Genomic DNA, 25,757 nt, shown 5'->3' with positions numbered 1-25,757 from the left:
TTAAATCCTTATCTTAATACTTTTATATCTGCTTTTACTTTTTGTTTTTCAAAATGATCTTTCAAAAATGTCTGTTCTCTTTGCTCCATAATATCATTAAAAACTCTAGGTTTTGCAGCTTCAAAAGGAATTGCAACTTTACCTTCTGCTTGTTTTAAAAATAGAGTTACATATTGTTTATCTGCTGTAAATATTGGAGTAAATGTATTTGGTTTTGTACCATTTAAAATGTATTGTAGCTGAGCGTGAATTTTATTACTCTCTAATTTTAATGGCATTTTTGTAACTTCACCTGAAGCTGCTTTTGATGGATTTTGAATTGTATCAACAAGTGCATTTCTATTTGTAGAGCTATATTGAACAACATCGAAATATTTTGAAGTTAAATATTTGTTTATATTTTTTTCATAATATAATTGCATATCTTCATCATTTGCAATTGCCAATTGTCCACGAACCAAACTAGCAATAAGTTTTTGTCTAATTACAGCATTTTTTGCCTCATTTTCAAAAGCTTCATAATTTGGATACTCTTGTTTTACAATTCCTTTAAATGCATACACATCCATTCCATTTGAGTTTGCAAGTTTTTCAATATACTCATTTGTTTCAAAAATATCAGCAGTGATATTGTTTTTCTTAACTAGTTGGTCATATAAAACCTTATCAATTAAGTAAATAACTGCTTCGTTTTTCGAGATTTTATTTACAGACATTGTTTTTTCAATATCATATTGTGTTATTGGTTCATCATTAACAGTTATCGCTATACCGTTTATTGTTGAAGCGTATGTTAAGCTTGAGCCTAAAACTAAAGCTAGTAGAAATTTGTGCATTTTGGGAATCCTTTCTTTGATAAAGCCAATATTTTATCGAAAACTTAGTAAATATTTCTTTTATTTTTAATTTATATATAAAAATATGCTAAAAAAAGAATTCACAAAAATAAATATACCTAAAATACTTTAGTAGCTAATATTAAGTAATAAGCTTAAGATATAGAGATTTTCTCTATATCTTAGCTTTAGTAACTTTGTTTATTAGATAAAAAATAGAGTTATAATCAAGTCCTGATTCTTCACTTAATCCAATTTCACAAGTTTTCGATGTAGAAAATGCCATTTTTGCACCAAAAGTTTGTTCTTTTAAATATCTTAAAGCTGAATCATTTAATTCAGGGAAGTTAAATCCTCTATCACCTGCAAATCCACAACACTTTACATCTGATGGAATAATTACATTTGTTGAACATAGTTGTGCTAATTTTTTGAATTTATCTTCAAGTCCCATTTTTCTTGAACTACAAGTTGTATGAATTGTTATTGCTTCATTTGTTGGCATAAATTCTAAATCGTTTGTTAGGAATTTTAATGCAAACTCTATTGGTTCATAAATTGATAATTTATGAGAAAAACTCTCCATCATCTTTTTTGTACATGGACTTGTGTCACATAAAATTGGGTAAGTTCCAAATTCACTTGCATTTAAAAGTGCCTCTTCAAGTTGTGAAGATTTTGTATTTGAAGCTTCATTAAATCCTTTTGAAGAAAATGGCATACCGCAGCAAAGATTAGATAGATTTTGAGGAAAAATGATTTGGTAACCAGCTTTTTGTAGTAACTCAACTGTAATATCAAAAAGCTCTTTGTCTTCTTTTGATATAGAGTTTAAACCCATAGTTCTATTTATACAAGATGGAAAATAAACTATTTTTTTATCACTATCTTTTTGTTCAAAGTTTAAGTTTATACTTATAGCTTTTGGCATTGTTGGTGACCATTTTGGAGTTTTATTTTTACTAATACTTCTTAATGTTTTTGTAAATGATTCCATCTTAGAAGTTCCCAAAACTTTGTGTATAAAGTTTGAACTATGAAGACCAAATCTAATACCTGTTAAAGTTGTAGAAAAATTATTTGCTACATAATTTGCGATAGCTTTATCTTTAGAAGTTAATTGTTCAGCTCTTAAATGTTTTGTTAAATTCCCAGTATCTATTTTAACAGGACAAGCAGTTGAACATAAACTACAAGTTGCACATGTTTCTATTCCGTCATATTGGTATAAATCTTTATACTCTTTTGCTTCTTTTACATTTCCAATACTTTCAAGTCTTGAAATCTCTCTATTTATTACAATTCTTTGTCTTGGAGTTAAAGTTAGTTCATTTGATGGACATGTAGGTTCACAAAATCCACATTCAATACATTTATCAACAATTTCATTTGTAGCAGGTAGTGTTTTAAGATTTTTAAGGTGAGCTTCTTTATCATCATTTATTATAACTCCAGGATTTAATAAACATTTTGGGTCAAACAATAATTTGATTTTTTTCATTATATTGTAAGCTTCTTTTCCCCATTCAACTTCAACAAATGCAGCCATATTTCTTCCTGTTCCATGCTCTGCTTTTAAGCTTCCTTCATATTTAACTGCAACTGAATTAACTACATCATTCATTAAATCATCATATCTTTTTACTTCTTTTATATCTGAAAAATCTTGAGTAAATACAAAATGGAAATTTCCATCTAAGGCATGACCAAAAATAATTGCTTCGCTATAACCATATTTTTGGAATAAGCTTTGAAGTTCAAGTGTAGCTTCTGCTAATACTTCAATAGGATATGCAACATCTTCAATAATAACTGTTGTTCCAGTAACTCTTACAGCTCCAACAGCTGGAAAAAGTCCTTTTCTAATCTTCCAATAAAGATTGTATTCTTCTTCATCTTTTGTAAAATAAATATCTCTTTTGACATTAAACTCTTTTAATAAATCCTCAATTTGATTTATTTGAGTATTTAATTTTTCATCACTTATTGCTCTTGTTTCTATTAAAAGTGCAGTTACCTCATCATCAAAATCTTTTATAAATATTGGCATCGCTGGGTCATTTTGAATACTTCTTAAAGCTGCTCTATCCATAAGTTCCACTGCATCTACAACTATTTGATTTGAATCTTTTGCTAATTTTAGTTTTGTTACAGCATGACAGGCTTCATTCATATCTTTAAAATATATTAATGCACTTGCTTTATCTTTTAAATCTTCAACTGTATAATAAGTAATCTCTTCAATAAAAGCTAAAGTTCCTTCACTTCCAATGATTAAATGCTGCAAAATTTCAAACTCATCATCAAAATCAATTAAAGAGTTTATTGAGTAACCACATGTGTTTTTTATTTTAAATTTTTTTTCAATTTTTGCTCTTAACTCTTCATTTGATTTTGTTTCATTAGAAAAAGTTCTTAAATCTTGCAAAAAAGCTGCATGACTAATTCTAAATTCATCTTTACTATTTTCATCTGCTGTATCAAGTTTAGTTCCATCTGCAAAGATTAATTTCATAGATTTTAGAGTTTTATATGAGTTTTGAGAAACTCCACAGCACATTCCAGATGCATTATTTGCAGCAATTCCACCAATCATAGCAGCATTTATACTAGCTGGGTCTGGACCAATTTTTTTAGAATATCTTGCAAGTAATCCATTTGCTTGAGAACCTGTTAGTGCTGGTTGTAAAGATATAAAACTAGCATCTGGTGAGATTTTAAATTTTGAGAAGTTTCTAGATGTAATAACTAAAATAGAATCACTAATAGCTTGTCCTGAAAGCGAAGTTCCACCTGCTCTAAAAGTAATACTTAAATTCATAGAGTGTGATAACTCAATAATGTCTTGAACTTCTTTTGCATTGTCTGTTTTTATAACAATTTTTGGAATTAATCTATAAAAAGATGCATCAGTTCCATAAGCTAAAGTATGAAGTTTATCTGTAAAAATTTTGTTTATTGAAATCTTTTTTGATATTTCATCAAAGAAATTTTGGTATTTGCTATCTAGCATTTTAGTTCTCCTAGGATTCATAAGATATAAATTCTAACTTTACTAAATGATAATAGTATGATATTTATAAAAGAGTAATTTTATTTAGGTAAAAAACCTAAATAAAATTTATATTAGTTATGGAATCATCCAAGTAAAAATATATGCTTGAGACATTGTTATAAGTCCCATAATTACTACAAGTATTAAACTATGTTTAACTGTAAATCTAAATAAATCAGACTCTTTACCAACAATTCCAGTAGATGCACAAGCAATAGAAATTGATTGAGGTGAAATCATTTTTCCAGTTACCCCACCAGTTGTATTTGCTGCAACCATTAGTGTTTCATTAAGACCTAATTGTTGAGCAGTTTGTTGTTGTAATCCGCAGAAAAGTGCATTTGATGAAGTATCTGAACCAGTTAAAAACACTCCAAGCCATCCTAAAAATGGTGAGAAGAAAGGGAATAAGAAACCAGTATTTGCTAAAACAAGTGCCATAGTTGAAGACATACCTGAATAATTCATTACAAATGCAAATCCAAGAACCATACCAATAGATACAATAGCCCATTTCAATTCAAAAACTGTTTCACCCATTGTTTTTGTTGCTGTAATTATATTTAATCTAAAAATAAACATAGTGATAATTGCTGTTAAGAAAATAGCAGTACCTGTTGCTGAAATAGGATTAAAAGTGTACACAACATCAAATGTTTTAGGTTCACTTACAATTGGAGGCATTTTAGAAATCATATTATGAATAGCTGAAAACTCAAACTTAAAAATAGTATTTGATAAAATTTGCCCTTTTGCAAAGAAAGCTTTAAACCATGTAGTCGTCCATATTGTTACTATTATAGAAAGAATAATAAATGGAGACCAAGCTTTAAATATTTTAAAAGTTGAATATGTTGATTGAACAACATCTTCTAATTCTACTGTTTTCATAATATTTTTTGGCTTCCAATATTTTAAGAATATTGTTGTTGCAACAATAGAAACTATAGCCGAAGTAACATCTGGTAACTCAGGACCAATATAGTTAGAAGTAAGATATTGAGAAATAGCAAAACTTCCTCCAGCAATTAATGCAACAGGCCATATTTCTTTTATACCTTTCCATCCATCCATCATTGCAACAAGCCATAAAGGAATAATCAAAGATAGTAAAGGTAACTGTCTACCAGCCATTGCTCCAATTGTAAAAGCATCAATTCCAGTAACTTGTCCAGCAACAATAATTGGCACACCAAGTGCTCCAAATGCAACAGGAGCAGTATTTGCAATAAGACATAATCCAGCAGCATATAATGGTTTAAATCCAAGCCCTACCAAAATAGCAGCAGTAATAGCAACAGGTGCACCAAAACCAGCAGCACCTTCTAAAAAAGCACCAAATGAAAAACCAATTAAAATAACTTGAATTCTTTGATCTTCTGTTATTTTAATAATAGAATTTCTAATAATCTCAAATTGTCCACTTTTTACAGTTAATTTGTACAAAAATACTGATGCTACGATAATCCAAGCAATCGGCCATAAACCAAACAAGAACCCATATTCAGCAGATGCAAATACCATATTAACTGGCATTTCAAAGGCAAAAACTGCCACAACCATTGATAATGCTAGTGTAATTATTGCTGCATAGTGTCCTTTCATTCTAAATACCGCAAGTGCCAAAAAGAAAAAAACGATAGGAATTAGTGCCACAAGTGCTGATAAACCTAAACTTCCTCCAATTGGCGCATATACTTGTTGCCAAGTTTGCATATAAACCTCCTAGTAAAAATAATAACTAGGATATTAATAAAAAGATATGAGATTTATATGATTTTAATATTAAAATTAAAGAAGTATTTAAAGATTTTTAAAAATATAACCTGTATCAATAACTATTTGAATAAAATCTTTATCTAGTATTTTTCTTAGTCTTCGAATTAGACTTCTAATAGATTCTAAAGATACATAATTCCCTTCCCAAACATAGTTCTCTATTGTTTCATAGGTAATAACTTGATTCTTTTTACTAAGAAATAGATTCATGAGAAGTTTCTCTTTTTTAGTTAGTCGAATCTCTTTATTATTAGAAATTATTGTTGAAGATATAAAATCAAAATATGAGTCTATATCAAAATATATTTTATCATCTTTGATTTGACATAGTTTTTCTATTTTTATCTCTAATTCATCTATAAAAAAAGGTTTTTTTAAATAGTCATTACATCCAAAATCATATGATTGTTTTATTACATCAAGTTCAACACTAGCACTTATGATAATAACTGGAACAATCTCATAAAACTCTCTAATTTTTCTTAAAATATTTATTCCATCAATATTTGGAACATTAATATCCAAGATAAAGCAAGAGAAACCCTCAGTTATTTTTTCATAAGCCTCTGCACCATCGGTAAAAGATGCTACATTATAGTTTTTCATTTTTAATCTTTTAGTGATTGTTTCATTTAGTTTTTTATTATCTTCTAAAAGTAAAATTCTCATTTTTAATCCTTTTAAATGGAAGATTTATTGTAAAAATAACACAATTTTTATAATTCCTAACATTTATAATTCCTTTCATTTTATCCTCAATAATTATTTTTGCCATATAAAGTCCAAGTCCCATTCCCTCTTCTTTTGTTGTGAAGTATGGTTCAAAAATTGAGTTTATTATTTTTTCATCAATTGCACCTGCATCATCAATAATTTCTATCATATTAGATTCTTCACATCTTTTAATATTTATATCAATACTTCCTTTTTTATTTATTGGAAGGTTTTTTTCAATAATTTTATTCTTTGCATTGTTTATAATATTTAATAAAACTTGTTTAAACTCATTCTCATATCCATAAATTAAAAGTTCTTCATTTTCATTTTTATAGTTAAAACTCATATTTATATTTGAGTAAAAAACTTGTTTTCCTATAATTTCATTTATCTCATTTAATGCTTTTGAGATAGAAAAAAGAACCTTTTTTGTAGATGGTTTTAAGAAATTTCTAAAATCACTTAAAGTTTTAGACATATATTTTATTTGAACCATTGAATCGTTTACAAAACTTTGGACATCATTATCTTTTAATTCATTTAATAAATATGAAGTTTGAATATCTTGAACTAGTGCAGATAATTCAACTAAAGGTTCATTCCATTGATGAGCGATTGCTGCAATCATATCACCCATTTCAGCTAGTTTACTTTGTTGAATTAGAAACTGCTTTTGCTGAATTCTCTCTGTCATATCATCCATAATACATACAATTCCACCAATAGTTCCATCTATATTTTTATATACGGCTTTATTTAAAACTATATGCTTCATTTCATTTGAAGGTGTATAAAAAGTAAATTCAGAACTATTTGTCGTAAATGTTTTTAATAACTCTTTATCAATTTGTGTATTTATCATAGCAATTTTTTCTGGAAAAAAATCAAAGGCAGTTTTACCTATAATCTCTTCTCTTGTAGAGTTTACTAAAGTTCCAAAAGCAGTATTGCAACCTAGAAATTTTCCATCAATATTTTTATAATAAATAGCATTTGGAATAGTATCAAGAAGCACTTTATCAAACTCTATTCTATTTGATAGTTCTAGCTCAAGTTTTTCTCTTCTTTTAATATTAACCTTTAAGATAACAACAATAATGCTTAATAATAAGATTATAATAATTGTAATTATAAAAAAGTTTTTATGCTCTTTATATATTGATCTAGGCTCATTAATTATTATAGGATTTTCAATATATTTTGGAATATCAATATTAAATCTTTTTAATTCATTATAATTAAAAATATAAATGTTTGGTGATTCTTCAACTACTGGAATATCTTTTATATCTTTACCATTTAAAACTTCTATTGCCATTTTAGATACAGTTTGACCTTGAGCAACGGCTGAAGTCAATAATCCTCCAACCATTCCACTATTTAAATAAAAATCCCAAAGACCATATATTGGTACTTTGCTAACTTTTCTTACCTCTTCAAAGCTCTGTTTATAGGTAAAATATTTTCCTGTTGTATCTTTAAACAATAGAACAAATAAAATCGCACTATTTCCTTTTTCAAGATTTGATACTTTTGTTTTTAAATCAGATATTTCAAGGTTATCAGTGTATTCAATATCAAATCTTTTTTTATATTTCTCAATAATTTTTGTTAAATCTTTTTTTACAGCTAAACCAGTTATTGATTTATCATTTATAATTAAAAGATTCTTTATATTTGGGTGTAGTTTTGAAATTAACTCAAAATTTCTTTCAACATCTACAGCTTCAGCAACTCCTGAAATATCTTTAAAATATAATTTTTCTAAGCTATCTTTATTATAATCATTTATTCCACAAAATAAAACTGGTGTATCTTTAAATAAATATTCATAATATTTTGATATAAAATCAAAAGCATTATTATCACTAATTATTATTAAATCAAATGGTCTATTAGAGAATTGTTGTTTATATAGTTTTGCAAGATTATCTAAATATATTGAATCATCTATTCTTTTGGTATCCATATAAACGGTAGTAAGCTCAATATCTTTGTGTTCTTTAAAGCTCTTTTCTATTGCACTTGAAATATCATCAGTCCAAGCATACCCTTTATGATATGAGTGGATTAATAATACTTCTTTATTCTGACTTGCTTGTAAAAAGCTAATAAAAAATATGCTAAATAGTAAAAAGTATCTCATTGTTATTTTCCTATCTAGCAATTATATTAGGATTTAATAAATATTACATAACCAGATTTTGGACCATGTGCTCCAATTACCAAAGACTGTTCTATATCTGCTGTTTTTGAAGGACCTGATATAAATACACCAAAACCAGCTTTTTCAAAGCTAAGTTTTTCATAAGCCTCGTGCATATTATTTACAATCTCATCTTCATTTATTACAATTACTATATTTTGTGCGATAAAATATAAAGCTCTATGTCTATTGTTTTCATTTTTCATCCAAATAGCACCATTTTCAGCAACTGCAAAATTACCTTTTACAACAGCTAAATCAATATCTTTTAAATCATGTGCATCATCAAAATCATTGGCATCAAAATTCCCAACTGAACAAAAATCAACATCACTAGCTATTTGTTTTTCATCTGGATAAAGAGTTTTTATTGTTTTATCCAAATCTTCTTTTGAAATTAAAAGAGCCTTTCCTCCAACACTTTCAATCATTTTAGAAAATGTTTCAAATTTATCTTCGAATTTTACTCCAAAATTTTCATAAGATGGAAGTTTCGCATCTTTTACTAAATTATTCTCTTTAATATTTTTTAAAATTTTTTCTTTACTAGTCATCTAAATCTCCATCTTTGAACATCTCTTTAAAACTTTTTTTAGGGAAGTTTGGTAAATCTCTTTGTTTTCCCCAAACATTTAGTTTATTATAGAGTATAGATTTTGGAAGTTTTGGCACTATAACTCTTGCCATTTTACCAGCAAAATCAAATAAAGCTGGTTTACTCATTAACCAAGCGGTTACCTTCATTGCCATTTTCTTTTTACTATCAATTAAATTTGCATTACCTAAATCTTGTCTTAGGCTGTAAAGTTGTGAATCTAAATCAATTTTTACTGGACAAACATTTGTACATGAACCACATAATGTACAAGCAAATGGTAAAGAGTTGTGTTTTTCTGGCTCTTTTTTTGCTCCTAAAATTGAACCAATAGGTCCTGGAATTACATATTCATAAGAGTGACCACCACTTCTTCTGTAAACTGGACATGTATTCATACAAGCTCCACATCTTATACAATTTAGTGCTTTTTTATTTTTTTCAGATGATAAAAATTGACTTCTATTATTATCAACAATAATTACATGCATCTCTCCACCCTCAACACTCTCATGAAAATGTGAAGTATAAGATGTGATTGGTTGACCAGTTGCACTTCTTGCTAGAAGTCTTGTAAATACAGATAAATCTTCAAGTCTTGGAATGATTTTTTCAATTCCCATAGAAGCAATATGAAGCTTAGGAACACTAGCTCCCATATCTGCATTTCCCTCATTTGTACAAACTACAACTCCACCAGTTTCAGCAATCGCAAAATTAACTCCTGTAAGTCCAGCTTGTGCTGTTAAAAAATCTTCTCTTAAAGCTCCTCTTGCTGCTCGTGTTAAATAAGTTGGGTCGTAATTTCCCTGCTCTGTGCCTAAATGTTCATGGAAAGTATCACTTACATCTGATTTTTTTAGATGAATTGCTGGAAGAACGATATGTGAAGGTGGTTCATTTCTTAATTGAACTATTCTTTCACCTAAATCTGTATCAATAACTTCAATTCCTAATTTTTCTAAATAAGGATTTAGATGGCACTCTTCTGTTAACATTGATTTTGATTTTACAAGTTTTGTGACATTGTGTTCTTTTAATATTTTTGCAACAATTTGATTGTGTTCAAGTGCATCAAATGCAAAATAAACTTTTATTCCTTTTTTTGTAGCATTTTCTTCAAATTCTAGAAGATAAGTATCAAGATTTGCCATTGTATGAGTTTTTATTTGATTTGCGAACTCTCTTAATTGTTCCCATTCAGGAATTGATTTACTTGCAAGATCTCTTTTTTCTCTTACAAACCAAAGTGCTTGATCATGCCAATGCATTCTCTCATCATTAGCAACAAATTTTGCTGCATTTACACTGTGACTACTCATGGTCTTACACCTGCAAGGATTTCAACAATATGCATTACTTTTATAGGATTTTTATCACGATTTATAATTCCATCCATATGCATTAAACATGACATATCAGCACCTGTCATTATCTCAGCATTTGAATCTAAATGGTCTTTAATTCTATCTTTTCCCATAGCAACTGAAATTGCTTCTTCAGCAACACTAAATGTTCCACCAAATCCACAACACTCATCTTCTCTTTTTAATGTAACTAATTCAATATCAGATACTTTGTTTAGAAGATTTTTTAATTTTGAATCATAAGGAATATTAAGTTCACTAGCAGTTGCAAGTTTTAAAACTCTATGTCCATGACATGAATTATGAAGCCCTACTTTATGCGGAAATGAAACATTAAAATTTATATTTTCAACTTTTATAATATCATGTAAAAATTCGCAAACTTCATAAATAGAAGCTTTTACTTTATTATAATCTTTATTATTGTCAAAAAACTCTGCATAATGCTCTTTTACCATAGTAACACATGAAGCACTTGGTGCAACTATATAATCATAATCTTTAAATGTATTGACAAAATTTATTGCTAAAGTTTTTATATCCTTAGAACAACCAGAGTTTGCCATAGCTTGCCCACAGCAAGTTTGTTCCATAGGATAATCTATATCTAAACTTTGATTTTTTAATAACTTGTATGTTGCTTTACAAACATTTGGATATAGCTCATTCATAAAACAGGGAATAAAAAGACCTATTCTCATCTACGCTCCTTATTTTTTTATTAACTAATTTTATATCATATGTATGAGATATATATGATAATTTATTTTTGCATCAAGATGCTAATATCATTATATAAATAATTTTCCCTTACCTCTGTTTGTTTTGATAAACTTTTACAATAAGTATAAATATCATTAATATTTAGTTTTGAAAGTTGGTCATTTTTTAATAAATTAAAAACAAATGCTTTTTTTGAAGCTTTAAAACATTTATTTATAAAAATAAAAGCTTCTTCTTCTTCCAATATATTCATAGCTCCACTACAAATATAATAATCTGCAATTGGAAGTTCATCTTCTAAAATATTTTTAGTATAAAAACTTGTATCTAAAAATCTTTTTGATGCAAGAGTTATCATCTTTTCTTCACAATCAATTCCAATATATGATTTTGGTTTAAAATCATTATCAAATAGATAATTATAATACTCTCCAAAACCACAACCTGCATCTACAATAGTTGATTCTTTTATTTCATCTTTTACAAAACAAGTTAAAACTTCAAATCTTTTATATTGATTGTATTCGGAGTTCCAATGAACTCCTTGCGCACTTATTCCATGTTTTGAAATCGCTGATTTATAAAATATATGATTATCTTTAAATGCCATTAAAAACTATTATTCAGAAATTTGTTCAATTTGAACATTATTATCTTCTAAAAATTTTGAGATGATTTGAGAATTTGTATGTTCATAAGATTTTTCATATACTATTCTTTTTATTCCACTTGCTATTAAATTTTTTGAACATTCACTACAAGGCTCTAATGTAACATAAATTGTAGCACCTTCTATACTAATACCTTTTCTTGCAGCCCAAATAATAGCATTCATCTCTGCATGAATTTCATAAGTTTTTGACCAATCGTGATGATCTTTTGTATATTTTCCATCCCAGAAATCACTACAATTTTGATAACCAGCAGGTGTTCCGTTATATCCAGTTGATAGAATTCTTCCATCTTTTACTATTACAGCACCTACTTGTTTTGATACACATTTAGAAGCAAAAGATAACTCTTTTGCTATATTTAAAAAGTTTTTATCACTAATCATAATTTTTGCCTAATTTTTTTTGAGATTATAGCAAATTTTGATTTATAATCTTAAAAAAAGCTTATTTTTACATCTAAAAATATAATAATTAGAAAGTTTTTGATATTATCATAGAAATTTTTATAAAAAAAAGGCTAAATATGGATTTTAAAGATATAAAAGAGTTAATTAGAGTTTTCGATAAAAGTGAACTTAATAAACTAAGAGTTAAAGAAGCAGAGTTTGAAATCTCTATGCAAAGAGGTTTTGAAGGTGGAGTTACTACAGTTTCAACTTCTCCAATGGTTCAAACTGTTGCTTCTGTTACTCAAAATGCTTCTACATCTTCATCTGTTTTATCTACTCCTGCTATTTCAAATGAAACGTCAAAAGATAGTTCATCAAATGGTATAGCAATAAATGCACCAATGGTAGGAACTTATTACTCTTCTCCATCTCCTGATTCTCCATCTTTTTGTGGAATTGGTGATATTGTTAGAAAAGGACAAACTATATGTATTTTAGAGGCTATGAAAATTATGAATGAAGTTGAAGCTGAATTTGATTGTAAAATTCTTGAGATGTTAGTTCAAAATGGGGAACCAGTTGAATACGATATGCCAATATTTATAGTTGAAAAAGTTTAAGAGTAACATATGGCAGAAATAAAAAAGATTTTAATAGCAAATAGAGGCGAGATAGTTCAAAGAGCTATTAGAACTATAAAAGAGATGGGTAAAAAATCTGTTGCTGTTTATAGTGCTGGTGATAAAAATGCTTCATATTTAAAACATGCAGATGAAGCTGTTTGTATTGGTGGTGCGAAATCAAGCGAATCATACTTAAATATTCCAGCTTTAATAACAGCAGCAGAAATGACAGGTTGTGATGCAATTTTTCCTGGATATGGATTTTTATCTGAAAATCAAGATTTTGTAGAGATTTGTAAACTTCACAACATTAAATTTATTGGTCCATCTTCTGAAGTTATGGAGAAAATGGCTGATAAATCAAAAGCTAAAGAAGAGATGGTAAGAGCTGGAGTTCCTGTAGTTCCTGGAAGTAAAGGTGCTGTACGAACTCTTGATGAAGGTAAAAAAATTGCTAGAGAGATTGGTTATCCAATTATGGCAAAAGCTTCTGCTGGTGGTGGCGGAAGAGGAATGAGACTTATAAAAGAAGAAAAAGACTTTGATTCACAATATCTTGCAGCTTCAAGTGAAGCATTAGCAGCTTTTGGTGATGGAACAATGTATTTAGAGAGATTTATTAATAATCCTAGACATATAGAAGTTCAAGTTATTGGAGATAGTCATGGAAATGCTATTCATATAGGTGAGAGAGATTGTTCACTTCAAAGAAGACATCAAAAAGTAATAGAAGAGTCACCTGCAATTTTATTAAATGACGAAACAAGAGCAAAACTTCTTGATGTTGCAGTAAAAGCTACAAAATACTTAAAATATGAAGGTGCTGGAACTTTTGAATTTTTAGCAGATGATCAACAAAATATATACTTCATGGAGATGAATACAAGACTTCAAGTTGAACATCCAGTTTCAGAGATGGTTTCAGGAATTGATATTGTTGAGTGGATGATTAAAGTTGCTCAAGGTGAAGAGTTACCTTCTCAAGAATCTATTAAATTCAGAGGTCATGCAATAGAGTGTAGAATTACAGCTGAAGATCCAAATACATTTTTACCAAGTCCAGGAAAAGTTACTCAATGGATGGTTCCAGGTGGAAGAAATGTAAGAGTTGATTCACACGTTTATACAAACTATATTGTTCCTCCTCACTATGACTCAATGATTGGAAAACTAATTGTTTGGGGAAGAGATAGAGAAAAAGCTATTAATATAATGAAAAGAGCTTTAAGCGAATTTGAGGTTGAAGGAATTAAAACAAATATTCCATTTCACCAAAAAATGATGCAAAACAAAGATTTCATAAGCAACAACTACGATACAAAATACCTTGAAAACTACAAAGGTCTTGATAGTATTTAGATATTTTGGCATTTAAGAGAGATTTTTCTTTCTTAAAGCTAAATTTAATCCTTTTTTAGATATAATCCGCAGATTTATACACATTTATATGCCTATCTTTTTTTAAGATTTAGTAATTTTATACTAAAAACTTACGTATTTTTTATATTTGATTATCCATTATAGGAAGGTTTTTTAATATAAGAGTGTATATTCGCAATATATACTTAAGGATAAAAAGTGACTTTTCAAGACTTTAAATTTAAAGACAATTTACAAAAAGCAATAGACGAGGCTGGTTTTAAAGAACCAAGTCCAATACAAATAGATGCAATTCCTCATATTTTAGCAGGTAAAGATATTGTAGGACAAGCACACACAGGAACAGGTAAAACAGCAGCATTTGGATTACCTGTTTTAAATCAATTAACAGGAACAAATGCAGAAGCAGTTGTTATAGTTCCAACAAGAGAACTAGCAATGCAAGTAAGCGATGAATTATTCAAATTTGGTAGATTTCTAGGTTTAAACACAGCAACTGTTTATGGTGGACAAGCTTATGCAAGACAACTAAAATTAATTGAAACAGCAAGCGTTATAGTAGCAACTCCAGGAAGATTTTTGGATTTATTAAAAAATGGACATATAAAAATTAAACCAAGATTTGTGATACTAGATGAAGCTGATGAAATGCTTGATATGGGATTTTTAGAAGATATTAAAGAGATTTTTACATATCTTCCAGAAAATAGACAAACTTTACTTTTCTCAGCAACAATGCCAACAGCAATAAAGAATCTTGCAAAAACTATTTTAAAAGAGCCAGAATTTATAACAATTACAAAATCAGATGTTACAAATAAAAACATTACTCAAACTTTCTATGTAGTAGATGAAAGAGAAAGAGATGATGCATTAATTAGACTTTTTGATTATAAAAATCCAAAAAAATCTATTATATTTTGTAGAACAAAAAAAGATGTTGATAGATTATCTACATTTTTATTATCTCAAGGTTTTATGGCTAAATCATTACACGGTGATATGGAACAAAAACAAAGAGAAGAAGCTATAAAAGCATTTAAAACTTCAAAACTTGAAATTCTAATTGCAACAGATGTTGCAGCAAGAGGGCTTGATGTAAATGATGTAACTCACGTATTTAACTATCATTTACCTTTTGACGGTGAATCTTATGTTCATAGAATTGGAAGAACTGGACGAGCAGGAAAAGATGGAGTTGCAATTTCAATTGTAACACCTCATGAGTTTAGAACTCTTCAAAGAATTGAGAAAACAATTGGTGCAAAATTAGAGTCAAAGGTTGTTCCAAATATTTCAACTGTTAAACAAAAGAAAATTGATGAGCTTAAACAATCTATCTTAGATCAAGAAGTAAAAGATTATGCAATAACTATTGTTGAGGAGTTAAAAGAAGAGTTTGATATTTCAACAATTGCATTCAAATTAGCTTCAATTATTGCTTCTAAAACTTATGTAAAAGGAAACAACAACATAGGAAAAAGTGAAAGTGACATAAGTAGACTAATTGAAAACTCAGCAAGAACTAGTGATAGAGGTGATGATAGAAGAGGACCTCCAAGAGGAAGAGGAAGAAGCGGTGGTGGACAAAGAAGAGATTCTGGTTCAAGAGATGATAAAGGTGGTCAAAGAAAACCATCAACATCAAGAAATAGCTCAAGCAGAGATACAAATAGAGATTCAGCTGACAAACCTGCAAGAAGCTCAAGACCTAGAAGAAGAGACTAATCTCTTCTTCTAATTTTTCCTTGTAACTAAACTTCAAATAAGAGTAATTAAACTATAATAACCTTATTACAATTTAGTTACACAAGGAACATTCTATGGATATGAAAACCATAAAAACTATTGAAAGTGCCACCGAGAAATCTCTTTCAAGCTTCGCAAAATTATCTCTTTCTCTTCTATTTTTATTAGCAGTATTTCTTTGGACATACTCTTCTCACGGTAAAGTACCCGATAATACTTTTTTAATAATTGGTGCTATTTTTGGCGCTTACATGGCTTTAAATATTGGAGCAAATGATGTTGCAAACAATGTTGGACCAGCAGTTGGTGCAAGAGCTTTAACACTAACAGGAGCAATTATAATAGCAGCTATATTTGAAAGTGCTGGAGCTATTATTGCAGGTGGGGATGTTGTTAATACTATTAAAAGTGGAATTATTGATCCTTCATTAATTGCTGATAAAAATTCATTTATTTGGGCTATGACAGCTGGACTTCTTGCAGGTGCTGTTTGGTTAAATTTTGCTACATCTATTGGAGCACCTGTTTCAACTACTCATGCAATTGTTGGTGGAGTTATGGGAGCTGGAATTGCAAGTGCTGGATTTTCAATATTAAACTGGGGTAGTTTAGCAGAGATTGCATCTTCTTGGGTAATATCACCTTTGCTTGGTGGTATTGTTGCTGCAAGTTTCTTGTATTTCATAAAAAAACAAATTGTTTATAAAGAGAATATGCTAGAACAAGCGCAAAAATTTGTACCTATTTTAATTGCAATAATGACTTGGGCTTTTACAACATACTTAATTTTAAAAGGTTTAAAGCAATTATTTAATGTTAGTTTCTTATTTGCTTCAGGAATTAGTATTTTATTTGCTATTGCTGCATATTTTTTAACTAAACAACATATAGATAAAAATTTATCAAACTTATCAAATGATAGATCTAGTGTAAATAAATTATTTACACCTGCACTTATTTTTGGTGCTGCCTTACTATCATTTGCTCATGGTGCAAATGATGTTTCAAATGCTATTGGACCACTTGCTGCTATTAATGATGCAATAGTAAATGGTGGTGGAAGCATAAATGCAACAGTTCCTTTTTGGATTATGGTTGTTGGTGCTATTGGTATTATTATTGGTCTTATTTTGTATGGTCCTAGGCTTATTAAAACTGTTGGTAGTGAAATTACAGAACTTGATCAAATGAGAGCTTTTTCAGTTGCAATGGCAACGGCTGTAACAGTTATTATCGCTAGTCAAATGGGACTTCCTGTTTCTTCAACTCATATTGCAATTGGTGGGGTTTTTGGAGTTGGATTTTTAAGAGAAGCACTTGATATGAGTGAAAAAAACTATGTTCAAGATATTAGAGAAAAGTTTAAAAAACATAAAAAAGAACTAGAGAAGGCTCAAGCAGATTTAGCTAAATTTGAAGCCATTAAAGATAAAAATAAATCTACATATATAAAAATTGTAGAATTATTTAAAAAAATTGATGAGATAGAAGATTTAGTTAAGCAAGAGAAAAAAGATTTCAAAGAAGCAAAAGGTACTAAATATGTAAAACGAGATGCAGTAAAAAAAATAATTGCAGCTTGGATTATTACAGTACCAACATCAGCTCTTTTAGCTGCTGGAATTTATTATATGATAAAAGGAATTGTAGCAGTTTAAAAACTGTTACAAAAGGATAAAAAAATAGAAGCATTACTATCAGTTCTTCCAATATATTTTTTTATCTTTTTGGGTTTTATTGCCAAAAAAAAGTTAAAAACTCAAATAGATGAAAAATCATTAGTTTTAATATCTCTATATTTTCTTCAACCAATTATGATTTTTTGGGGATTAACAAAAGAGCCTATAAATTATGAGTTTATACTATCTCCAATATTTTTTCTTTTTTGTATGGCTTCAACTTTACTTTTAATGCTTCTTTACTCAAAATTTATTTTCTCTTCAAAAACAGATGAAAATATCTTTTTAGCAACAGCTTTGATTGGAAATACTGGAAATCTAGGAATTCCGCTTGGTATTGCACTTTTTGGAGAGCAAAGTGTTCCATATACAAGTATTATAAATATAGCAAACATTTTTTTTATGTACACAATATCAATCTACTTTTTTGCAAGAGAACAGTTTAATTTCAAACAATCTTTAAAATCTATATTTAAAATTCCAGTAATTTGGTTTGCACTTTTAGCTTTGGCTGTAAATTATTATGAAGTTCCTATTCCAAAAGAGTTTGATTTTGCTTTAGAAATGGGAGCATATACATCTTTAACGCTACAATTATTAATCTTTGGGACATATCTTTATAGTGTAAAAATAAAAACTATTCCTTGGAAATTATCTTTGCAAATAAGTTTTGTTAAACATATACTTTTACCTATTATTGGTATTTTAATCATTATTAGTTTTACAAATTTAAACTCTATGGTAGCTTCAATTCTAATAATGGAACTTATGATGCCACTTGCTGTAAATAATGTAAATTTTTCTGTAATATACAATACAAAACCAACAGATGTGGCTGCAACTATTTTAGTTTCTAGTGCTATTTTCGTAGCAATTCTTCACTTTTATATTGAAATCATTGATTATTTTATAGCATAGATATATGAAAAAATATGATTTTGAAGATTTAACTATATATTTTGAGGGTGAAATATATAAATTAGAAGAGTATATAGTTAATAATATTGGGGAGTCTTTAAAAGATTTATATATAAAATACTCTTTTGATTTTGTATCAAAACTTGATGGAATTTTTGCTTTTTGTATTTATGATAAAATAAAAAATCTTTACTTTTGTTCAAGAGATAGATTTGGAAATATTCCATTTTATTATTATATAAAAAATGAAAATTTTATATTTTCAACTTCTATAAAAGATATTTTAAAAGAGCTTCCAAATTTGCCAAAATTAAATAAAATTGCTCTTAGTAAGTATATTCAGCACTTCTCAACTTTTGGTGAAGATACATTTTACTGCGATATTTATAAGCTTGAAGATAGCTCATATTTGATTTTTGAGCCAAAAAAAGATTTAATCAAAAAGAAGTATTATAAAATAAACACATATAAAGCCATAAACGATGAAAATATAGCTTTAAATGACTTAGAAGAGCTTTTGTACTTCGCAATTGAAAAAAGGCTTATATCGTCTCCTAGCACACTTTTAAGTGGTGGAGTTGATAGCTCTCTTATATCTTCAATTTATACAAAAATATCTGGTAGAAAAATAGATACTTTTAGTATTGGTTATAATGAATACAAAAACTATTGTGAACTTCCATATGCCAAAATTACTTCAAATTATATAAACTCAAATCATCATGAAATAATAATTGATAAAAAGAACTATATAGATAGTTTTTATAATACTTTAGAGTTTTTTGATCAACCTCACGGTGATAGTGCTGCTGTTCCACTAAATTTTTTATTAAAAAATGTTAAAGATTTTGGTGTAAATTCACTTCTATCTGGAGAAGGAGCAGATGAGCTTTTTTTTGGATATGACAACTATGCAAAGTTTTTAAAGTATCATAATTTTGAAAAATCTTTATCAAAAGAACAAAATGATTTTTTGAATGAAATAATTTCAGCTTTACAAAACAATACAAAAGAGAGTGAATATTTAAGAAGAGTTGTAAAAAAACAAAATATATATAACTCTTTTGGAGAGATTTTTAATGATATACAAAAAAGAAAGTTATTTGTAAAAGTTCCAACATTTAAAAATGAAACACCAAAACAAGACTTTGTTGATAATATGAGTTATATTGATTTAAAACTTTGGGTTTCCAATCCTGTTTTAACAAAAGTTTATAAAGTTTCAAGAGCAAACTCTCTACAAATTCACACTCCATTTTTGGATAATGATTTACTTAAATATGTTTTTAGCGTTGAAAGTTCAATTAAAATGGGTAATACAAATAAATACTTACTTAAAAAAATTGCATCAAAATATATTCCTGAACAAATTATAAACAGAACAAAAAAAGGATTTAACTCCCCTTTTAATGAGTGGCTTCAAGAGGAATTTGGAAGCTCTATTTTAGATACTATTTTGGAAGTAAATAGACAAACTGCATTTTTTAATGAAAATTATTTAAGACAAATTTTTACACTTGCTAGGTCAAATAAATTTAAACAGCATCTGTACTCACTTTTTGTTTTCTCTTTGTGGTACAAAAAAGTATATCTTTAATTTTATTTAGAATGTTTCCCGTGAAACATCCTTATTTTTCCCAAAACTCTTTTAGTGGTTGTTGATCTTTTTGTTCATCATCTTTAATACTAAAATCTGAACTAAAACTTATATTTTCAATATCTTTCATAGCAGCTTCATAATCTTCTTGACTAATTTTTGAGTCACTTTTTATAATTTCTTCTTCAACTACTGTTTCATTTATAGTTTTTGTGTTTATATTTGTAATATTTCCAGCTTTTAAATTCAAATAATCTTTCATTAGTTTTTCATACTCCGAGAAGTCCAACATCATTATAGATGGTTTACCATCACGAAGAATTATCGCTTTTTCTATCTCTTTTTTTTGTAACTTATCAAAAATAGATTTGTTTTTTCTTACTAAATCTGTTGCCGAAAACATCTCATCTGATGTGTATTGTAATAAAGACATAATGTAATCCTTTACATAAAATAACTTGTATTATAACACATTTTATAAATTATTTATAAATAAATATTTATTTGCTAAAAATATTCTCAGCCCACTCTGTAATAGGTCCTCTTAAAACTTTTTCAAGCTTAATTGCAAAAATATTTACAAGATTATTATCATTTTGAGTAGATTTTAAAAGAGTTGTTAGGGCATTTGTATATCTGTTTACATAGAAATTATCAATTTGTTTATTTGAGCCAAGAATTACAACTTTACAGCTATTATCAATTCTAGAAAGTACCATTTGCATTGTTTTATTTGACATATTTTGTGCTTCATCAATTATAATAAATGAGTTTGAAAGTGTTCTTCCTCTCATCTCACCAACCCACATAGTTTCAATACCATAATTTGAAATCATCTGCTCAACTCTTGAACTTATTTCACTATCTTCAAGTGAAGTATATGAAACATCATCTCTTTTACTTCTTCTTCTTTTGTGTTCAGTTCGTATAATATACTCTAAACTATCCATAAGCGGATGATTATATATTCTAAATTTCTCTTCAAGTCCTGGTAAATAACCAACATCTTCACCTTTATCTAAAGATTCAATAGAGTTTCTAATATATATAATTTTTTGAAAATGTTTCTGCTTTACAAGTTTTAACGCACCGCTTAAAGCTAAAAGTGTTTTTCCACTTCCAGCTTTAGCTTCAACTATTAAAACATTATAAAAATGATTTATTATAGCATTTGAGAAAAATAGTTGCTCTTTATTTAAAGGAGTAATTATTTGATTTCTTATCTCTTCTTCATCAAGAATTTTTATTCTATTATTTTGAATTGAAGCTAAAATAATTTGATCTGAGTGCTTAACTTTTAGACAATATGAAAAATCAGAAACTTTATATTCTTTATCAAACTTGATTATATCTTGATTATCCAAATCCTCTAAGTCTTCGAAGTTTATTTCAATGTTTTTAATGAAGTCAAAATTAAATTTATCACTATCTTTACCATGAAGTGCTACACTTTTTATATCAAGAGATATAGCTCTTGTTCTTGCCATAATATCCATAGAGACAAATATTATATCTTTGCTATAGTATATTTGTGCAAACTTTGCAACTTCAAGTATTTTTCTATCATTCAAAATATTTAAAGATATATTTTTACTATTTATAGAGTATTCATCTTTAGAGATAATATCAACTATTGTTTCATCTTGATTTATAAGTTTTAATCTAATTATCTTAAAATCTTCATATTTATTTGAACTTAAAATTTCAGAGTTTTCTAGAATTCTTGCAAACTCTCTTGCTTGAAAATTTATCTCATCATATCCACTTTTTTTAGAGTCTAGTTCATCTAAAACTGTTTCACTTAAGATTATTAAGTTTTTTGCACCATCACTTATTTTAAAGATATTTCTAGCATCTTCAAGTAATATATTTGTATCTAATAGGTAATATTTTTCAAAATTCATCTTAATTTTTCACCTTTTTTGGTTTCATAATCATATATGATATAAATGCAAATAATAAAACTATGATTACTGTAAAAAGAATCGAAAAACTTTTTGTAACTACATAAGTAACAATTAAAATAGCTAAAAGTGTTGGCTGTTCATTGTACATTCTAAAGAATTTTCCACTTCTTTTGCAACTATTATTTTCTAGTTGCTTTCTATAATAATCTAAGGAGAAAGAGTAAGCTATCAAAAGTGATAACATAAATAGCTTTGCAATCATCCAATTTTGACTTAGAAGTGCTGGATTTAAAACTATCATACTAATTCCACTTAAAATAGTTATCCACATAGCTGGATGACCTATATACCTATATATTTTCATCTCTTGTATTTTCACAACTTCAACAAACTCTTTTTTATGGCTATTTTCAACATGATATACAAAAAGCCTAGGAAGATAAAATAGCATCGCCATCCAAGATAAAACTGCAATAATATGCAAACTCAAAATCCAAGTGTAATATTCCATATAATTTCTCCTAATATATTAAATTTCATTCTATCAAAATTAACAAATATTAAAATGAAAATATATCTATATTTTTACTTTTCATTCTTAATTTTTTTAATCCACTCACTTAAAGTTTTTTCAAATCCAATATCAAGAGAATTATAAAGTTTTAAACCCTCTTTTAAATACTCTTGTTCTACATATCCACCAAAATCATGGGGATAAAGATAACCAATATGTTGACTATCCAAGTGTTTTGGAATATCAAGAATTTTGCCATTTTGTATCTGCTCAAGAGCTTTATTAATTCCTTTATATGCACTATTTGATTTTGGACTTGAAGCTAAATAAATAGCACACTGAGCCAATATAATTCTTGATTCTGGATAGCCTATTTTGTTACAAGCTTGCATTGTACTACTTGCAAGATTTAAAGCATTTGGATTTGCATTTCCTATATCTTCACTTGCAAATATTACAAATCTTCTAGTTATAAAATCAACACTCTCTCCACCATCTATTAATCTTGCCAGATAGTATAAAGCAGCATCAACATTTGAACCTCTTAAAGATTTAATCATTGCACTTGCTAAATCATAGTGTGAACTACTAGAACTAACACCATCTCCTATAACATTTGCTCTTAACTCCTTTAAAGTAGCTAGAGCAATCTCTTGATTTGCTTTATATGAAAAATTCAATAAAGTAAGCATCGCTCTAGCATCTCCAGAGCTTGAATATATCAAGTAGTCTTTAACTTCATTTGATAAAGTTATATCAATATCTTTTAAAACTATATTTAATATTCTCTCCATTTCATCACACGAAAATGGTAAAAATTCATATAAAAATGATCTTGATCTTATTGCATTTGTAAGAGTAAAAAATGGATTTTCTGTACTTGCTCCAATAATTGTAGCATCATAATTTTCCATAATTGGGAGAAGAACTTCTTGCTGATTTTTTGAAAGTCTATGAACTTCATCTATAAATATTAAAGGTTTAATAAAGCTATTTTTGTATCTGTCAAATACCTTTCTTAAATCTTCGATTTTAAATGTTGTTGCATTAAAATAGTGATAATCGCTACTTATCTCACGAGCTATAATTTTTGCTAAAGTAGTTTTCCCAGTTCCAGGTTTTCCATAAAAAAATAAGTGTGGGATATCTTTTTGTTTTATTAATTTATAAAGAGCTTTCTCTTTACTTATAATATGAGATTGACCAACAAAACTATCAAGTGTTGTTGGTCTATATTTATTAGCTAAGTCTATCATCTTCTTCATTTAAAAAGATTCGTAAATTTTTGTACTCTTCTTTTGTAAGAAATCTTGATTTTCCAGTTGGTAGATTATTTAAACTAACTCCACCATATTCAACTCTTTTTAAATCCATAACATCAAGTCCAAAATAGCCAAAAAATCTTCTTAGTTCTCTATTTTTACCTTCACTAATTACTACTTTTAGTTTAGAAATCTTCTCTCCATTTGTTTGAATATCATATGCTAAAAATGGAGCAAAATTCATTGATTTTATCTTTGTTTTTTTATATGCACCTTTTGTAGCATCCTCTATTTCTAATCCTCTTTGCATTGCCATTTCAATTTTTGGAGCTATTGGACCACTTACTTTTACTTTATAAACTCTCTCAAGATTTGAATGCATTAAAGAGTTTACTACATTTACGCTATCGCTTAAAAGCAAAAGTCCTTCACTTGCATAGTCAAGTCGCCCTACACTCATAAAATGCTTATACTTGCTCTCTAAGCCATCATAAATAGTATTTCTACCTTGTGGGTCACTTTTTGTTACTAATTCACCTTTTGGCTTATTATAAACTATTACAGTGTACATTCTCTCTTTGTCTTCTTTGATAATTTTTTTACCAATTTCAACTTTATCACTTACTTTTACTTTTGTAGCTAAATCTGTAATAACTCGATTGTTAACCTTTACTTTTCCCTCAGCTATTAAAGCATCTGCTTCTCTTCTTGAGTAATTGCTATTATGAGATATAAATTTGTTTAATCTCAACTCTTCAACAGCTCTTGTTCTTACTTCTGGTTTTTTTATATCTTTTTTTTGTTCTTTTCTTGTTTCGTTTTTCATTTTATACCTGCCTCTATTAGGTCGTGAATATGTAATAAGCCTTTAAGCTCTCTATTTTTATTTGTAATTATAAGAAGTTGAATTTTATAATTCTCAATAATCTGTAAAGCATCACTTGCCAAAAGGTTTTCATCATCAAATGTTCTTGGATTTAAAGTTGCAATAGTTTCAACACTACAATCTATAGAAAAACCATCTTTCATCAAAGCTCTTCTTAAATCTCCATCACTTAAAACACCAATTACTTTTTTATTCTCATCTTCAATAATTACTGAACCTAGTCGCCCTTCACTCATAACAATTATTGCATCTTTTAATTTTGTTTCACGTGAAACAATAGGAAGATTCTCTTTTCTTAAAAGGTCATCTAACTTTACAAATAGTTTTTTCCCTAAACTTCCACCAGGATGGAAAGATGCGAAATCTTCTTTTTTAAAATCTCTTTTTTTCATCAAACAAACAGCAAGTGCATCACCCATTGCCATTGTTAATGTTGTAGATGATGTTGGAGCAGTATCAAGTGGACAAGCCTCTTTTTCTACATTAATATTTATAAAATAATCTGAATATTTTGCTAAAGTTGAGTTTTTATCTTTTGCCATTGCAATTAATGGAATATTAAATCTTTTTATATGAGGAAGAATTTGGATAAGTTCTTCACTCTCTCCACTATAAGAAATTGCAAGAACAATATCTTCTTTTCCTATCATTCCTAAATCTCCATGCATAGCTTCTGTTGGGTGAAGAAAAAATGAACTAGTTCCAGTACTTGCTAGTGTTGCTGCAATTTTTGCGCCAACTAGTCCAGATTTTCCAACTCCTGTAACAATAAGCTTACCTTTTGAATTTATAATAATATTTACAATATTTTCAATATCAAAAGAGATAGAGCTTGAAGCAATTTCAAGCTCTTTTGCTTCAGTAAGTAAAACTTCTTTTACTATCTCTTTATAGTTCATTT

22 protein-coding genes are annotated in these 25,757 nt (G+C 28.1%); 6 read left to right on the top strand and 16 right to left on the bottom strand.

Annotation, left to right across the window (positions count from 1 at the left end):
* Positions 1-8: 8 nt before the first annotated feature.
* The 10 genes from CJ670_RS00800 to CJ670_RS00755 form a co-directional block, all read right to left on the bottom strand.
* The gene (locus CJ670_RS00800; RefSeq protein ID WP_105911597.1) at positions 9-836 is read right to left on the bottom strand and encodes a peptidylprolyl isomerase; all 828 of its coding nucleotides are present in this window, start codon (positions 834-836) and stop codon (positions 9-11) included.
* 175 nt (positions 837-1,011) lie between these two features.
* On the bottom strand, positions 1,012-3,849 hold the full coding sequence (locus CJ670_RS00795; RefSeq protein ID WP_105938503.1) for an FAD-binding and (Fe-S)-binding domain-containing protein: 2,838 nt from the start codon (positions 3,847-3,849) through the stop codon (positions 1,012-1,014).
* Positions 3,850-3,966: 117 nt separating this feature from the next.
* Positions 3,967-5,607: a lactate permease LctP family transporter gene (locus CJ670_RS00790; protein WP_105938502.1), complete on the bottom strand. Its 1,641-nt coding sequence runs from the start codon at positions 5,605-5,607 to the stop codon at positions 3,967-3,969.
* An 87-nt stretch (positions 5,608-5,694) separates the two neighbouring features.
* Positions 5,695-6,339 carry a response regulator transcription factor gene (locus CJ670_RS00785; RefSeq protein WP_105909697.1) on the bottom strand — a complete coding sequence of 215 codons (645 nt, stop codon included), beginning with the start codon at positions 6,337-6,339 and terminating at the stop codon, positions 5,695-5,697.
* Positions 6,314-8,533, bottom strand: a complete 2,220-nt coding sequence (locus tag CJ670_RS00780; protein WP_105938501.1) for a sensor histidine kinase — start codon at positions 8,531-8,533, stop codon at positions 6,314-6,316. Before CJ670_RS00780 ends, CJ670_RS00785 begins: the two co-directional genes overlap by 26 nt.
* 26 nt (positions 8,534-8,559) lie before the next feature.
* Positions 8,560-9,147, bottom strand: coding sequence for a LutC/YkgG family protein (locus tag CJ670_RS00775; protein WP_105938500.1), 588 nt, complete (start codon positions 9,145-9,147; stop codon positions 8,560-8,562).
* Positions 9,140-10,510, bottom strand: coding sequence for a lactate utilization protein B (locus CJ670_RS00770; RefSeq protein WP_105938499.1), 1,371 nt, complete (start codon positions 10,508-10,510; stop codon positions 9,140-9,142). Before CJ670_RS00770 ends, CJ670_RS00775 begins: the two co-directional genes overlap by 8 nt.
* Positions 10,507-11,256, bottom strand: a complete 750-nt coding sequence (locus CJ670_RS00765) for a (Fe-S)-binding protein (RefSeq protein ID WP_105909701.1) — start codon at positions 11,254-11,256, stop codon at positions 10,507-10,509. Before CJ670_RS00765 ends, CJ670_RS00770 begins: the two co-directional genes overlap by 4 nt.
* Positions 11,257-11,318: 62 nt before the next feature.
* Positions 11,319-11,888, bottom strand: coding sequence for a class I SAM-dependent methyltransferase (locus tag CJ670_RS00760; RefSeq protein ID WP_105938498.1), 570 nt, complete (start codon positions 11,886-11,888; stop codon positions 11,319-11,321).
* Positions 11,889-11,897: 9 nt separating this feature from the next.
* On the bottom strand, positions 11,898-12,335 hold the full coding sequence (locus tag CJ670_RS00755; RefSeq protein WP_105911606.1) for a deoxycytidylate deaminase: 438 nt from the start codon (positions 12,333-12,335) through the stop codon (positions 11,898-11,900).
* Between the two features lie 140 nt (positions 12,336-12,475).
* Between CJ670_RS00755 and accB the strand changes: the two genes are divergently transcribed.
* The 6 genes from accB to CJ670_RS00725 all read left to right on the top strand — a co-directional run bounded on the left by accB (position 12,476) and on the right by CJ670_RS00725 (position 20,287).
* Positions 12,476-12,961 carry an acetyl-CoA carboxylase biotin carboxyl carrier protein gene (accB, locus tag CJ670_RS00750; protein WP_105938497.1) on the top strand — a complete coding sequence of 162 codons (486 nt, stop codon included), beginning with the start codon at positions 12,476-12,478 and terminating at the stop codon, positions 12,959-12,961.
* Positions 12,962-12,970: 9 nt separating this feature from the next.
* Positions 12,971-14,323, top strand: a complete 1,353-nt coding sequence (locus CJ670_RS00745) for an acetyl-CoA carboxylase biotin carboxylase subunit (protein ID WP_105911608.1) — start codon at positions 12,971-12,973, stop codon at positions 14,321-14,323.
* A 219-nt stretch (positions 14,324-14,542) separates the two neighbouring features.
* A complete protein-coding gene (locus tag CJ670_RS00740) occupies positions 14,543-16,072 on the top strand; it encodes a DEAD/DEAH box helicase (RefSeq protein WP_105938496.1) in 1,530 nt (509 codons plus the stop codon).
* Between the two features lie 95 nt (positions 16,073-16,167).
* Positions 16,168-17,751 (top strand): inorganic phosphate transporter, encoded by a 1,584-nt coding sequence (locus CJ670_RS00735; protein WP_105938495.1) that lies wholly within the window; start codon positions 16,168-16,170, stop codon positions 17,749-17,751.
* A gap of 3 nt (positions 17,752-17,754) precedes the next feature.
* Positions 17,755-18,690: an AEC family transporter gene (locus CJ670_RS00730; protein WP_342587565.1), complete on the top strand. Its 936-nt coding sequence runs from the start codon at positions 17,755-17,757 to the stop codon at positions 18,688-18,690.
* Positions 18,691-18,694: 4 nt separating this feature from the next.
* On the top strand, positions 18,695-20,287 hold the full coding sequence (locus tag CJ670_RS00725) for an asparagine synthetase B family protein (protein WP_105938494.1): 1,593 nt from the start codon (positions 18,695-18,697) through the stop codon (positions 20,285-20,287).
* 31 nt (positions 20,288-20,318) lie between these two features.
* Here CJ670_RS00725 and CJ670_RS00720 read toward each other — a convergent pair whose 3' ends face one another.
* From CJ670_RS00720 to CJ670_RS00695, 6 genes are all read right to left on the bottom strand, one after another.
* Complete coding sequence (locus CJ670_RS00720) at positions 20,319-20,720, bottom strand: hypothetical protein (RefSeq protein WP_105938493.1); 402 nt, start codon at positions 20,718-20,720, stop codon at positions 20,319-20,321.
* A 67-nt stretch (positions 20,721-20,787) separates the two neighbouring features.
* Positions 20,788-22,191, bottom strand: coding sequence for a PhoH family protein (locus CJ670_RS00715; RefSeq protein ID WP_105938492.1), 1,404 nt, complete (start codon positions 22,189-22,191; stop codon positions 20,788-20,790).
* A 1-nt stretch (position 22,192) separates the two neighbouring features.
* Positions 22,193-22,705, bottom strand: a complete 513-nt coding sequence (gene hemJ / locus CJ670_RS00710) for a protoporphyrinogen oxidase HemJ (protein ID WP_105938491.1) — start codon at positions 22,703-22,705, stop codon at positions 22,193-22,195.
* 74 nt (positions 22,706-22,779) lie between these two features.
* Entirely contained in the window at positions 22,780-23,964 is a 1,185-nt protein-coding gene (locus CJ670_RS00705) for a replication-associated recombination protein A (RefSeq protein WP_105938490.1), read from the bottom strand.
* Positions 23,948-24,796, bottom strand: coding sequence for a pseudouridine synthase (locus tag CJ670_RS00700; RefSeq protein ID WP_105938489.1), 849 nt, complete (start codon positions 24,794-24,796; stop codon positions 23,948-23,950). The genes CJ670_RS00705 and CJ670_RS00700 overlap by 17 nt, the downstream gene beginning before the upstream one ends.
* Positions 24,793-25,755, bottom strand: a complete 963-nt coding sequence (locus CJ670_RS00695; protein ID WP_105938488.1) for a KpsF/GutQ family sugar-phosphate isomerase — start codon at positions 25,753-25,755, stop codon at positions 24,793-24,795. Before CJ670_RS00695 ends, CJ670_RS00700 begins: the two co-directional genes overlap by 4 nt.
* Positions 25,756-25,757 lie beyond the last annotated feature (2 nt).

Source organism: Arcobacter cryaerophilus gv. crypticus, assembly GCF_002993025.1.
Classification (GTDB): domain Bacteria; phylum Campylobacterota; class Campylobacteria; order Campylobacterales; family Arcobacteraceae; genus Aliarcobacter; species Aliarcobacter cryaerophilus_B.
The sequence above is the reverse complement of the archived record's forward strand: the minus strand, read 5'-3'. Positions and strand labels throughout refer to the sequence as shown.